At 67.4% G+C, this 12,715-nt stretch carries 11 protein-coding genes; 5 read left to right on the forward strand and 6 right to left on the reverse strand.

What is annotated here, in order from left to right:
• Positions 1–21 precede the first annotated feature (21 nt).
• Together parC and gcvA are read right to left on the reverse strand one after the other, a co-directional pair.
• Entirely contained in the window at positions 22–2,259 is a 2,238-nt protein-coding gene (gene parC / locus F9288_RS20065; RefSeq protein WP_174838400.1) for a DNA topoisomerase IV subunit A, read from the reverse strand.
• A gap of 32 nt (positions 2,260–2,291) precedes the next feature.
• Positions 2,292–3,191, reverse strand: a complete 900-nt coding sequence (gene gcvA, locus F9288_RS20070; protein WP_174838401.1) for a transcriptional regulator GcvA — start codon at positions 3,189–3,191, stop codon at positions 2,292–2,294.
• Positions 3,192–3,214: 23 nt separating this feature from the next.
• Between gcvA and F9288_RS20075 the strand changes: the two genes are divergently transcribed.
• The 4 genes from F9288_RS20075 (at position 3,215) to F9288_RS20090 (ending at position 7,194) form a co-directional block, all read left to right on the forward strand.
• Positions 3,215–3,469, forward strand: a complete 255-nt coding sequence (locus tag F9288_RS20075; protein ID WP_174838402.1) for a hypothetical protein — start codon at positions 3,215–3,217, stop codon at positions 3,467–3,469.
• A 310-nt stretch (positions 3,470–3,779) separates the two neighbouring features.
• The gene (gene purC / locus F9288_RS20080) at positions 3,780–4,559 is read left to right on the forward strand and encodes a phosphoribosylaminoimidazolesuccinocarboxamide synthase (protein WP_174838403.1); all 780 of its coding nucleotides are present in this window, start codon (positions 3,780–3,782) and stop codon (positions 4,557–4,559) included.
• 86 nt (positions 4,560–4,645) lie between these two features.
• Positions 4,646–5,836, forward strand: a complete 1,191-nt coding sequence (locus F9288_RS20085) for a transferrin-binding protein-like solute binding protein (protein ID WP_174838404.1) — start codon at positions 4,646–4,648, stop codon at positions 5,834–5,836.
• Positions 5,833–7,194 carry a porin family protein gene (locus tag F9288_RS20090; protein ID WP_174838405.1) on the forward strand — a complete coding sequence of 454 codons (1,362 nt, stop codon included), beginning with the start codon at positions 5,833–5,835 and terminating at the stop codon, positions 7,192–7,194. Before F9288_RS20085 ends, F9288_RS20090 begins: the two co-directional genes overlap by 4 nt.
• Positions 7,195–7,238: 44 nt before the next feature.
• Here F9288_RS20090 and F9288_RS20095 read toward each other — a convergent pair whose 3' ends face one another.
• Together F9288_RS20095 and F9288_RS20100 are read right to left on the reverse strand one after the other, a co-directional pair.
• Positions 7,239–7,487, reverse strand: coding sequence for a hypothetical protein (locus F9288_RS20095; protein ID WP_174838406.1), 249 nt, complete (start codon positions 7,485–7,487; stop codon positions 7,239–7,241).
• Positions 7,488–7,573: 86 nt separating this feature from the next.
• Entirely contained in the window at positions 7,574–7,891 is a 318-nt protein-coding gene (locus tag F9288_RS20100; RefSeq protein WP_174838407.1) for a hypothetical protein, read from the reverse strand.
• A 135-nt stretch (positions 7,892–8,026) separates the two neighbouring features.
• On the opposite strand from F9288_RS20100, the gene uvrA reads away from it, so the two are divergent.
• Positions 8,027–10,951 carry an excinuclease ABC subunit UvrA gene (gene uvrA / locus F9288_RS20105; protein WP_174838408.1) on the forward strand — a complete coding sequence of 975 codons (2,925 nt, stop codon included), beginning with the start codon at positions 8,027–8,029 and terminating at the stop codon, positions 10,949–10,951.
• Between the two features lie 51 nt (positions 10,952–11,002).
• On the opposite strand, the gene F9288_RS20110 is transcribed toward uvrA, so the two are convergent.
• Entirely contained in the window at positions 11,003–12,022 is a 1,020-nt protein-coding gene (locus F9288_RS20110; RefSeq protein WP_174838409.1) for a FecR domain-containing protein, read from the reverse strand.
• Positions 11,946–12,602: an RNA polymerase sigma factor gene (locus F9288_RS20115; RefSeq protein ID WP_174838410.1), complete on the reverse strand. Its 657-nt coding sequence runs from the start codon at positions 12,600–12,602 to the stop codon at positions 11,946–11,948. The genes F9288_RS20110 and F9288_RS20115 overlap by 77 nt, the downstream gene beginning before the upstream one ends.
• Between the last annotated feature and the right edge of the window lie 113 nt (positions 12,603–12,715).

Here is a 12,715-nt window from a genome sequence, read left to right on the forward strand (position 1 = left end):
GGCTTGTCGATTCTTCCGGATTCAGAACCGGTTGTCGCGCGGGAAGCCGGTCGGCGGCATCCGTCCCGCCGCGCCCCGCGCCGCGCGCCACGGCGACAGGTCGCTTTCGGTGCGCGTCCGCCCGCTCTCGCCGCCCATCGACCAGCTCAGGCCATCCGCATAGCGGAAGGCGATCGCGTCGGAGAGGCCGCCGTCGCGATAGCGCTGGAGCTGCACGCCCTGCCCGCGCGTCATCTCCGCCAGCTCGCTCAATGGGAAGACGACCATCTTGCGATTGTCGCCGATCGCCGCGACATAATCGGCGCCTTCCGGGATCGGCCTGGCGAGGATCAGCTTCGCGCCGGTGCGCGGGGTCATCACCGTCTTGCCCTTGCGGGTCTCGGCCATCACGTCGCCCACCGCCACGACGAAACCGCGCCCGTCGCTCGCCGCGATCAGCAATTTGTCTAGCTTCGCCGCGCTCATGAAGGCGGCGATCCCGACATTGCCGTCGAGATCGATCGTCGCGCGCACCGGCTCGCCGAAGCCGCGCCCGCCCGGCAGCTTGTCCGCCGCCAGCGTGTAGAAGCGGCCGTTCTCCGCCGCGAGCAGCAGCTTGTCGGTCGTCTGCGCGTGGAAGGCATAGGCCGGGCCGTCGCCTTCCTTGAACTTCAGCGTGTCGGCGGAGGAAAGGTCGACATGGCCCTTCATCGCCCTGATCCAGCCACGCTGCGACAGGATCACGGTGATCGGCTCGCGCTCGATCATCGCCTCCAGCGGAATGTCGCGCGCGGGGGCGGCTTCCTCGATCGTCGTGCGACGCTTGCCGAGCGCGGTTTCGGGGCCGTAGCGGTCGCGGATCTTCGCGAGGTCCTTCTTCATCCGCGTGCGCTGCCGCGCGTCGGATGCGAGGAGCGCCTGAAGCTCGGCCTGCTCCTTCGCCAGCGCCTCCTGCTCGCGCTTCAGCTCCATCTCCTCCAGCCGGCGCAGCGAGCGCAGCCGCATGTTGAGGATCGCCTCCGCCTGCCGGTCGGTGAGCTGGAATTCCGCCATCATCACCGGCTTCGGCTCATCCTCGGTGCGGATGATCTCGATCACGCGATCGAGGTTGAGGAAGGCGATGATATAGCCCGCCACCAGCTCCAGCCGGTCGGCGATCCTGGCGAGGCGATGCTCGGTGCGCCGGCGCAGCACGACGAACTGATGCTCGACCCACGCCTCCAGCGCTTCCTTGAGGCTCATCACGCGCGGCGTGCGCGTCTTGTCGAGCACGTTGAGGTTGAGCGGCACGCGCGTCTCGAGGTCGGACATGCGGAACAGCCCGTCCATCAGCACCTGCGGATCGACCGTGCGGCTGCGCGGCTCCAGCACCAGCCGGATTTCCGCGTCGCTCTCGTCGCGCACGTCGGCGAGGATCGGCAGCTTCTTCTCATTAATCAAGGCGGCGATCTGCTCGATCAGCTTGCCCTTCTGCACGCCGTACGGAATCTCGCCGACGACGATCTGCCACGCCCCGCCCTTCTCGCGCTCCACCGTCCAGCGGCAGCGGACGCGGAAGCCGCCGCGCCCGGTGGCATAGGCCTCGCGGATCACGGCGGCGCCATCAACCAGCAGGCCCCCCGTGGGGAAATCCGGCCCCTGCACATGATCGAGCGGATCGGCCGCCGGATTGTCGATCAGCGCGATCGCGGCGGCGAGCAGTTCGGCGGCGTTATGCGGCGGGATGCTCGTCGCCATGCCCACCGCGATGCCGCTCGCGCCGTTCGCCAGCAGATTGGGGAACATGCCGGGGAACAGCTCCGGCTCCTGCTCCTCGCCGTTATAGGTCGGGCGGAAGGCGACGGCATCCTCGTCCAGCCCGTCCATCAGGTCGATCGCGACCTGCGTCAGCCGCGCCTCGGTGTAGCGATAGGCGGCGGCGTTATCGCCGTCGATGTTGCCGAAATTGCCCTGCCCGTCGACGAGCGGATAGCGCAGCGCGAAATCCTGCGCGAGCCGGACCATCGCGTCATAGACCGACTGGTCGCCATGCGGATGGTATTTGCCGATCACGTCGCCCACGACGCGCGCGCATTTCTTGTAGCCCGCCGCCGGATCGAGCCTGAGCAGCCGCATCGCCCACAAGAGGCGGCGATGCACCGGCTTCAGCCCGTCGCGCACGTCGGGCAGCGAGCGGGCGGTGATCGTGGATAGCGCATAGACGAGATATCGTTCGGAAAGCGCGCTGTCGAACGGGGCGTCGAGGATGCCGATCGGCGGTTCTGCGAAGTCGGTGGCCATGGAAGTGAAAGCCGTTAGCAGCGCGATCCGCGCTACGCCAGCAGCGCCTTGTCCGTGGCGATCTCGCGCAGCAGCCATTCGCGGAAGCGCGCGATCTTCGGCACGCGGCGGCGATGCTCCGGGCAGACCAGCCAATAGCCGTAGTTGCGGGTCGAGGTCTGCTCGAACAGCCGCACCAGTTTCCCCTCCGCCAGATCGTTGCGCCAGAAGAACGGCGTCAGCATCGCCACCCCCTGCCCGGCCATCGCGGCATACCCTTCATGCGCCTGGGAATCGAGCCGCATGCCGGGGCGCAGCGCGCCCTCGCGCACCTCCACGCCCGCCTCGCGCAGCCAGTGGCCCCACCACGGATCATTCGGGCTTATCAGCGGCAGCCGCAACAGGTCCACCGGCACGATCCGCCCGCCGTGCGCGGCGAGGAATTCCGGGCTGCACATCGGCGTGAAATCGACCCGCATCAGCAGGTCCTCGGAAAGCCCCTCCCAGCCGCCGCGCCCGGCGCGGATCGCGACGTCCACGTCCTCCGCCGCGAAATCGGTCAGCGCATCGCTGGTGACGAGGCGGACGGCCATCTCCGGGTGCGCGATCTGGAACGCGCCCAGCCGCCACACCAGCCAGGTGTTGGCGAAGGTGTTCGAGGTGGAAAGCGTCAATAGCGCCTCGTCCTCCGCGCGGATCGTGGCGAAGGCGGCGTCGATCGCGTCGAACGCGCGGGTGAGTTGCGCCGCCGCGCGCCGCCCCGCCTCGGTCAGCATCACGCGCCGCCGCTCCCGCCGGAACAAAGGTGTGCCGAGCCGCTCCTCCAGCAAGCGGATCTGATAGCTCACCGCCGCCTGCGTCATCCCCAGCTCCTGCCCGGCGGCGGTGAAATTCTCATGTCGCGCCGCCGCCTCGAAGGCGCGGACGGCGGCAAGGGGCGGGATGCGGCGCATCGCGAGATGATAAGGCTGGCTTGTTGATCCTGTCGAGCAATTTGTTGGCGCCGCATCAGCCACCGCGCCATATTCCGATCGTCAACGCAAACGGACAGGAGGAAGAAATGCGCGACGATTTTCTGACCCAGTCCTGGGCCAATTCGCATCATTCATTTGCTCGGGCGGTATCCGGCGCGATCGCCGGTCTGGTGGACGCGGCGACCGTCGGTTTCGCACGGCTGCATCGCGAACAATATGACGCGCCGTGGCGCCACCGCGGCCAGCGCTGCGGCTAACCCCTTCCCCGGAACGCGGGCGGGCGATCCCCGACCCCCAAGCGTTCGGCGGTTTCTGCCCCTCACCCGGCCGCCGATCGATCTCCCACCCCGTTCCGGGGATACCTCAATGGATGGGCGGTGACCGATCCGGCGCGGTACCGAAGGTCACACCCGGCTGATCTGGCCGCCGCTCAACCGGCGGCGCGCGGCGCCGGCGCCCGCTGATTGCGCCGCCAGCCCCCTTCCCGTATAGCTCCGGACAGATTCCCGCCCCGGCCGCGCGGCATTCGCGCCGCCGGGGCTGTTCATTTTTCGAGGGTAAGCGGCGATGGCGCGGCGGCGGCAGATCTACGAAGGCAAGGCGAAGATCCTCTACGAGGGGCCGGAGCCGGGCACGCTGATCCAGTATTTCAAGGACGACGCCACCGCCTTCAACGCGCAGAAGCGCGGCACGATCAACGGCAAGGGCGTGCTCAACAACCGAATCTCCGAGCATATCTTCACCCTGCTCGACCATATCGGCGTGCCGACGCATTTCATCCGCCGCCTCAACATGCGCGAGCAGCTCATCCGGCAGGTGGAGATCATCCCGATCGAGGTGGTGGTGCGCAACGTCGCCGCCGGCTCGCTCAGCCAGCGGCTGGGGATCGAGGAGGGCACGCGGCTGCCGCGCACGATCCTCGAATATTATTACAAGGACGATGCGCTCGGCACCCCGATGATCACGGACGAGCATATCGCCGCGTTCGGCTGGGCCAGCCAGGAGGAGATGCACGACATCGCCGACCTCGCGATCCGCATCAACGATTTCCTGTGCGGCCTGTTCGCCGGCGTCGGCATCCGGCTGGTGGATTTCAAGCTGGAGTTCGGCCGCATCTGGGACAATGACTACGGCCGCATCATCCTGGCGGACGAGATCAGCCCGGACGGTTGCCGCCTGTGGGACATGAACACCAACGAGAAGCTCGACAAGGATCGCTTCCGCCGCGATCTCGGCGGCGAGGCGGAGGCTTATCAGGAAGTCGCCCGTCGCCTCGGCCTGCTGCCCGATGGCGAGGATTCCGCGGTGCTGGACCTCGAGAGCCACCGCAAACGGCGCGGCAAGTGAGGCGCGCGCCGACGGGTCGTTGACCAACTCTTAACCACGCACGGTTACTTTCCGCCCAGACCTTGCTGGGGGAACGGTTCGTCACCATGCGTAATTATATCATTCTTGCGTCCGCGACCGCGCTCGCCGCCTGCGGCGGCGCCGGCCCGCAATCCGCCGGCAGCGTCGGCGCGCCCTCATCGGGTGGTTCAGGTTCCACCGGCACCTTCGTCAACCCGACCGAGACCAAGACCTACGACGCGATCGGCGGCGCGCAGCATTTCGCGTACAAGACGCGCGACGACGGCCAGACCCAGTATGGCGAGCTCTACGCCGGCGACGCCAACACCCCGCGCGACGGCGGCATTACCGTGGCGTACAATCCGCGCGACGCAATCTTCGAGGTGACGGTCAACCGCCCGCTCGCCAGCGTATCTACCGGTACGAACCGCTTCCAGGACCCGGCGCACCGTGTCGATTTCGGCGGCCTTTCGCAACCGCAGGCGGACGTGCCGCAACTGCCGGCCGCCGCCAACATCCAATATCTCCAGGCCGGCTCCTCAAGCGGCCCCGTCATCTCCGGCGGCGATCCCAACCATTATGTCGTCGGCAACGATACCTTCACGTCGCAGGTGCAGACCTTCTTCTACCAGAAGCCCGGCACCACCACGCAATATGTCACCTATGCCGGCTATGTCCGCAACACGCTGGGCGTCGTCAAGCAGACCGATCCGGTGACCAAGGGCACCTATCTCGAGAACAGTTATTCGCTCGATCGCGCCGTGTTCGCCTATGGCGAGCGCAGCGACAATTCGGTCGTGCCGAAAACCGGCAGCGCCAGCTTCACCGGTGACATGCTGGCGACGATGGTGTTCAATCCGCTGATCGACACCGATCCGCTCGCTTCCACCTATTTCCAGTGGATCACCGGATCGCAGACCACAACGGTGGATTTCGCCAAGCTCTCGGTCAGTTCCGCGTTCAACGGCACCGTCTCGGCCGCCGCGCTCGACGCTTATACCAACGGCAATTACGTGCTGCCCGGCGGCACCACCTTCACCGCCCATGGCTCCGCAACGATCGACCTCGTCGGCAAGGGCGGCTTCACCGGCACGATCGGCGACGCCAAGTTCACCACGCCGGGCGGCAAGGATTATGTCGTCTCGATCGCCGGCTCCAGTCTCGACGGCGCCTTCTTCGGCCCGGCGGCGCAGGAGATCGGCGGCGGCTTCCGCATCGTCGGCGGCACGCCGGACCAGCGGATCGATATCCTGGGCGCTTACACGGGCAAGAAATGATACGCGGCACAGCGGCGGCGGCGCTGCTGGCGGCAGCGGCGCTCGTCCCCGGCGGCGCGGGCGCGCAGGCGCTGATCGACCAGTGCGTCGCGCGCACATGCAAGGCGCGCCTCACCCCCGCCGAACTGCTCGACGAGGTGCAGAAGCTCGTCGCCGCCAAACGCTATGCCGAGGCGAAGCCGATGGTGGAGGCGCTGGCCGGCGTGCCGCAGCTCACCTTCCACTATCGCTTCCTCGCCGGCTATATCGCCGAGCAGACCGGCGACCTGCCGCGCGCGGCGGAGATGTTCCGCGCGATCCTGGTCGACGATCCGCGCCAGACGCGCGTGCGGCTGGAGCTGGCGCGCACCCTGTTCGCGATGGGGCACCCGCAATCGGCCGACCGCGAGTTCCGCCTCGCCGCCGAGGACCGCGACCTGCCGCCGGAGGTGGCGCGAACGATCCGGCTGGCGCGCACCGTGATCCGCTCGAAGCGCGCCTGGACGCTCAACCTCGACGCCGGCTTCGCGCCCGACACCAACATCAACAACGCGACTGGCGCGGACAGCGTCACCGTGCTGTTCGGGCCGCTGGCGATCCCGCTCGCGCTCAGCCCCGATGCGCGGGCACGATCCGGCACCGGCCATTTCGCGACGATCGAGAGCGGCGTGAAGCTGCCGGTCGGTGGCGACGTCAGCCTGCTAGGCGATTTCGACGCGGCCAAGACAGTCTATGGAGACAGCCGTTTCAACGACTTCTCCTATGAACTTGCCGGCGGCGCGGAAGTCGCGCTGAACCAGAGCCTGCGCGTGCGGATGCAGGCGGTGGGGGCGGATCGCGTGTTCGGCCAGCATCTCATCACCCGGCAGGTTGGGATGAAGGGCGGCCTGGAAGCCGACGTCAGCGACGCCTCGCGCGTCGGCCTGCAACTAGACGTGCGACACACCGCATCGCCGTTCGACAATAATTACAATGGCTGGCAGTCGGGTCTTTACGCGACCTATGAGCGCGTCGTCGCGCGCTCGATCGTCACCTCGGGCGGTGTCTTCCTGCGCCGCGACGCCTTTCGCGCCAAGGCCTATTCCAGTGTCGAGCTTGGCATGATCGCGGGCATCGGCGGGGAGCTTCCGGCCGGGTTCAACGTCGGTCTCGGCGGTTCGTTCAGCCGCGCGCTCTATGACGCGCCGATCCCGATCTTCTCGACCGATCCGCGCCATGACTGGCGCTTCTCGCTGCGCGCCACGGTCGGCAACCGCGCATTCGCCTGGCTCGGCTTCTCGCCGACGATCGGGGTGAGCTGGAGCCGGATGGATTCCACCCTGCCGCTCTACGCCAACAACCGCACCCGCCTGCGTTTCGCGCTGGCGCGCTATTTCTGACGGCGCGACGCCCTCCCGCCGGGGAGAGCGTCGACGTCCGCCCGTCACTGATGCGCTGGTGCCGGATGCGCGGCCTGCGCCTGCTTCTGCGCGGCGACGGTGGCCTTGTGCTTGTAGTAATAATGGCCCGCCGCGCAGCCCGCCATCGCGCCCGCTATCGCATGGTGCCCGGCGTAATGCCCCGCCACCCCGCCGGCGATCGCGCCACGGATGCAGCCCTTGGCCAGCGCCGGCGTCCCGCTCAGCGCCAGCGCGCCGGCGGCGAATGCGAGCATCAATTTCGATTGCTTCATGCCAATTCCTCCTGATCGGAGCCGCGCTTCTGCGCCCCGCCGGCTGACGGCGGGGCGTCCGCCGGATGAAATCGCGGTAATCGCCGTCACGCCTTCCGCGCGCCGAAGATGCGATCAAGCACCGCGTCCGCCATGTCGCCCACCACGTCGGCGACACGTTGCGGATCGATCATGCCGGGATCGCCGGGCTTGCGCGCCGGCTCCGCCTTCATGCGATGCTTGATCGCGGCGGCGCTCGCGGCGGCGGCCGCCATCGTCAGTCCGGAGGCGATGATCTCTCGCCCCGCCGGGGAATTGGCCTTGTCGAGCAGCGCCTCGCCCGCCTGACGCAATTCCTTCGGGATCTTCATCCCGCCGATCTTCTTGGGGATGCGTTTCCCCTTCCTGCCGTCCTTCTTCGCCATTTTCCGTTCCACTGCCGAGTGTAGCATTTATATAATACACATCCGGCGCGGCGCCAGCCCTCCTTGCCGCATCAAATCGCCGGCCCCATCTGTCGGGACTGGAAAGCTGGCCGGAACAGAAGTAGAACTCCCTTCATGCTGACTCACATCTCCGTCCGCGGCGCGCGGGAGCACAATCTCAAGGACGTGTCGGTCGATATCCCGCGCGACACGCTGACGGTCATCACCGGCCTGTCCGGCTCGGGCAAGTCGAGCCTCGCCTTCGACACCATCTATGCCGAGGGGCAGCGCCGCTACGTCGAGTCGCTGTCGGCCTATGCTCGCCAGTTCCTCGAGCTGATGCAGAAGCCGGACGTCGACCATATCGAGGGCCTCTCCCCCGCGATCTCGATCGAGCAGAAGACGACCAGCCGCAACCCGCGCTCCACCGTCGCCACCGTCACCGAGATCTACGATTACATGCGCTTGCTGTGGGCGCGGGTCGGCGTGCCTTATTCGCCCGCCACCGGCCTGCCGATCAGCGCGCAGACGGTGAGCCAGATGGTCGATCGCGTGATGGCGCTGCCGGAGGGGACGCGGCTCTATCTGCTCGCGCCGGTGGTGCGCGGGCGGAAAGGCGAATATCGCAAGGAACTGGCCGAGTGGCAGAAGGCCGGCTTCACCCGCGTGCGCATCGACGGCGAGATGCACGAGATCGACGAGGCGCCCGCGCTCGACAAGAAATACAAGCACGACATCGAGGTGGTGGTCGATCGCCTCGTCGTGCGCGAGGATATCGCGACGCGGCTGGCGGACAGTTTCGAGACCGCGCTGAAGCTGGCGGAAGGTCTCGCCTATGTCGATCTGGCGGACGGCGTGGTGCCGGGGCGCGAGGACGAGGCGGCGGCAGGCGGGCAGATGAAGAATGCCGGTATCCCCGCCAACCGCATCGTCTTCTCCGAGAAATTCGCCTGCCCGGTCAGCGGCTTCACCATTCCCGAGATCGAGCCGCGCCTGTTCTCCTTCAACGCCCCGCAAGGCGCCTGCCCGGCCTGCGACGGGCTGGGCGAGAAACTGATCTTCGACGAGGATCTGGTCGTCCCCAACCACGACCTGTCCCTCAAAAAGGGCGCGATCGTGCCGTGGGCGAAATCCAACCCGCCCTCGCCCTATTACATGCAGGTGCTGGGCAGCCTCGCGCGCGAGTTCGGCTTCAGCCTGGAGACGCCGTGGAAGGACCTGCCGGGCGAGGTGCGCCTCATCATCCTCCACGGCACCGGCGGCAAGCCGGTGACGCTGACGTTCGTCGACGGCAGGAAATCCTATGACGTGAAGAAGCCGTTTGAGGGCGTGATCGGCAACCTCAACCGCCGGATGCTCCAGACCGAGAGCGCGTGGATGCGCGAGGAGCTGGGCAAATATCAGTCGTCGCAAGCCTGCGAGGTGTGCCACGGCGCGCGGCTGAAGCCAGAGGCGCTGGCGGTGAAGGTCGCGCATCAGGACATCAGCCACGCGACGCGCATGTCGGTGGTCGATGCGCTTGCGTGGTTCAACGCCCTTCCCGCGCAGCTCACCGACCAGCAGCGCGCGATCGCCGAGCGCATCCTGAAGGAGATCGTCGAGCGGCTCGGCTTCCTCAACAACGTCGGTCTCGATTACCTCAACCTCGATCGCACCTCCGGCACGCTGTCCGGCGGCGAGAGCCAGCGCATCCGGCTCGCCAGCCAGATCGGCAGCGGGCTTTCCGGCGTGCTCTACGTGCTCGACGAGCCGTCGATCGGCCTGCACCAGCGCGACAACGACATGCTGCTCGCGACGCTGCGCCGGCTACGCGACCTCGGCAACACCGTGCTGGTGGTCGAGCATGACGAGGACGCGATCCGCACCGCCGATTACATCATCGACATGGGGCCGGGCGCGGGCGTCCATGGCGGCAAGGTGGTGGCCGAGGGCACCTTGCCCGAGCTGCTGAAGTCGAAGGATTCGATCACCGCCGATTATCTCAACGGCACGCGCGCGGTGCCGGTGCCGGCGAAACGGCGCAAGGGGTCGGGCAGGAAGCTTACCGTCCACAACGCAACCGCCAACAATTTGCGTGACGTCACCGCGAGCATCCCGCTCGGCACCTTCACCTGCATCACCGGCGTCTCCGGCTCGGGCAAGTCGAGCTTCACGATCGACACGCTCTATGCCGCCGCCGCGCGACAGCTCAACGGCGCGCGCATCCTCGCCGGCAAGCATGAGAAGATCACCGGGCTACAGCATCTCGACAAGGTGATCGACATCGACCAGTCGCCGATCGGCCGCACCCCGCGATCGAACCCGGCGACCTATACCGGCGCCTTCACCCAGATCCGCGACTGGTTCGCGGGCCTCCCGGAATCGCAGGCGCGCGGCTACAAGCCCGGCCGGTTCAGCTTCAACGTCAAGGGCGGGCGGTGCGAGGCGTGCCAGGGCGACGGCGTGCTCAAGATCGAGATGCACTTCCTGCCCGACGTCTATGTCACCTGCGACGTGTGCCACGGCGCGCGCTACAACCGCGAGACGCTGGAGGTGAAGTTCAAGGGCCATTCGATCGCCGACGTGCTCGACATGACGGTCGAGGATGCGGCGGAGTTCTTCAAGGCGGTGCCGCCGATCCGCGACAAGATGGCGATGCTGGCGGAAGTCGGCCTTGGCTACGTCAAGGTCGGGCAGCAGGCGACCACCCTCTCCGGCGGCGAGGCGCAGCGCGTGAAGCTGGCTAAGGAATTGAGCCGGCGCGCCACCGGCAATACCTTGTATATCCTCGACGAACCGACCACCGGCCTGCATTTCGAGGACGTGCGCAAGCTGCTGGAAGTGCTTCACGCGCTGGTCGAGCAGGGCAATACGGTGGTGGTGATCGAGCATAACCTCGACGTCATCAAGACCGCCGACTGGATCATCGACCTCGGCCCGGAGGGCGGCGTGAAGGGCGGCGAGATCGTCGCCGAAGGCACGCCGGAAACCGTGGCGGCGGCAAAGGGCAGCTTCACCGGCCGCTACCTCGCCCCGCTGCTGACCCGCACGGAGACGCGGGAGCCGGAACTGGTGAAATAGCGCTGGATCAACTCTCGTCGGAACAGCGGAACAAGCCGGCTAGGCCCACGGTTATTCCGTGCGCCCCAGCGCCACCTCGCCCCTCGACAGCGCGATCGATCCGTTCGGCATCGTCACCGCATTGATCGCGAAGCTGCTTTTCAGCGCTTCGACGAACTCGCGGCTTTCGCGGATGCCGAAGCGGCCGGAGACGACGAGCGAGCCGATCCGCGGATCGGCCACCACGATCGGCTTGTCACGATAGCGGTTGAACTCCGCCACAGCCTCCTCGATCGTCTCGTCGTTCAATTCGATGAAGCCATCCTGCCATGCGGTGCGCTGGCGGATCAGCGTCTCGCCGGGATTGGCGGCGGCGAGCAGGCCCGGGCGAATCAGCGTCGTCTCGCCGGCACCGACGCGGATCGTCTGGCCGTCGACATCGCTCACCGCCACCAGCCCGCTGGTGACGGTCAGCTCGGCGCGGTCCAGCCGCTTGCGAATATTGAAGCTGGTGCCGATCACCTGCACCCGCGCGTCGCCGAGATCGACCACGAACGGCCGCCGCCGATCGCGCGCGACGTCGAACAGCGCCTCGCCCTCGATCATGCGGACGACGCGGCGCGAGGCGTTCAGGCTGACGTCCAGCGTGGTGCCGCTGTTGAGCCGGATCGACGAACCATCCGCGAGTCGCGTCAGCCGCTGCTGCCCGTGGATCGTCGCCACGCGGTTCCCGTCCGACGACAGCAGCATCCGCCCTAGCCCGACCGCGCCCGCCGCGGAGGCGGCGAGCAGCCCGATCGCGGCGGAGCGGCGGGTGATATGGCGCTGGACGAGCGGCAGCGGCTCGACCGCCGGCGTGGCCGGCGCGTCGTCCTCGCCTGCCCCCGCCGCGTCGCCGCGCAGCCGGACGTGGCGCGCCGCCTCCCACGCCGCCTCCGCTTCGGCGAAGGCGACGGCGTGGCGCGGATCGGCGTCTATCCAGGCATTGGCTTCGGGGCGCAGACGCGGGTCGGCATCAAGGCGAACGACCCATGTCGCCGCCTCGTCGCGGATCGCCTTCCGCCCGTTCACCTTCGCCGCGCCGCTGGACAACGCCTTGATCCTCCTGCTCGGCCCGCGCGCGCGCCACGCGCGCCAGGGCCTTCGCCAGATGCTTCTCCACCGTTGAGACGGATATCCCCATGATCTCCGCCACCTCGCCGACCGAATGGCCCTGCACCCGCCGCAACAGGAAGGCCCTGCGCGGTTGCGGGGAGAGCGTTTCGACGACGCTTTCGAGATGCCGCAGCGCGTCGCGCGCATCGAACATCTCGTCATAGGATATGCTGCGCTGGAGCACTTCCAGATCGGCGACATAGTCGATCGAGACGATCACCTCGCGCCGCTGCTGGTCGATCAGGATATTGTGCGCCGTGCGCGTCATGAACGCGAGCCCGTGGCGGATGTCCCGCCATCCGTCATAAGCGTAGGTGCGCGCCAGCACCTCGGCGACCAGATCGTCGAGATCGTCGGCATCGCGCACCAGCCGCCGCAGCCGCCGCCGGAGAACCGGCTGGAACGGCAGAATGACGGTCTTGAACCAATGCAGCCTGTCGTCCCGATCGAGCAGCGCCGCGTTCCCCCCTTCCGATATCGCAGGCGGGCAATGCCGCCCGTCCTTTCCCCCACGCACATGAAAGCCGCCATTGCCCGCGCTGTCGAGACGGAAAATCGCAAAAAAGTTCGCCGGCGGGATGGAGGCAATGCCGCGGCCGCCCGTCAGACGAAATGACAGGCCGGAAAACC

It is taken from the genome of Sphingomonas sp. CL5.1, from assembly GCF_013344685.1.
GTDB lineage: Bacteria > Pseudomonadota > Alphaproteobacteria > Sphingomonadales > Sphingomonadaceae > Sphingomonas.

Coding starts and splice junctions, on each gene's coding strand:
- parC (WP_174838400.1), bottom strand. CDS start 2,259: ATGGCCACCGACTTCGCAGAACCGCCGATCGGCATCCTCGACGCCCCG.
- gcvA (WP_174838401.1), bottom strand. CDS start 3,191: ATGCGCCGCATCCCGCCCCTTGCCGCCGTCCGCGCCTTCGAGGCGGCG.
- purC (WP_174838403.1), top strand. CDS start 3,780: ATGGCGCGGCGGCGGCAGATCTACGAAGGCAAGGCGAAGATCCTCTAC.
- F9288_RS20085 (WP_174838404.1), top strand. CDS start 4,646: ATGCGTAATTATATCATTCTTGCGTCCGCGACCGCGCTCGCCGCCTGC.
- F9288_RS20090 (WP_174838405.1), top strand. CDS start 5,833: ATGATACGCGGCACAGCGGCGGCGGCGCTGCTGGCGGCAGCGGCGCTC.
- F9288_RS20095 (WP_174838406.1), bottom strand. CDS start 7,487: ATGAAGCAATCGAAATTGATGCTCGCATTCGCCGCCGGCGCGCTGGCG.
- F9288_RS20100 (WP_174838407.1), bottom strand. CDS start 7,891: ATGGCGAAGAAGGACGGCAGGAAGGGGAAACGCATCCCCAAGAAGATC.
- uvrA (WP_174838408.1), top strand. CDS start 8,027: ATGCTGACTCACATCTCCGTCCGCGGCGCGCGGGAGCACAATCTCAAG.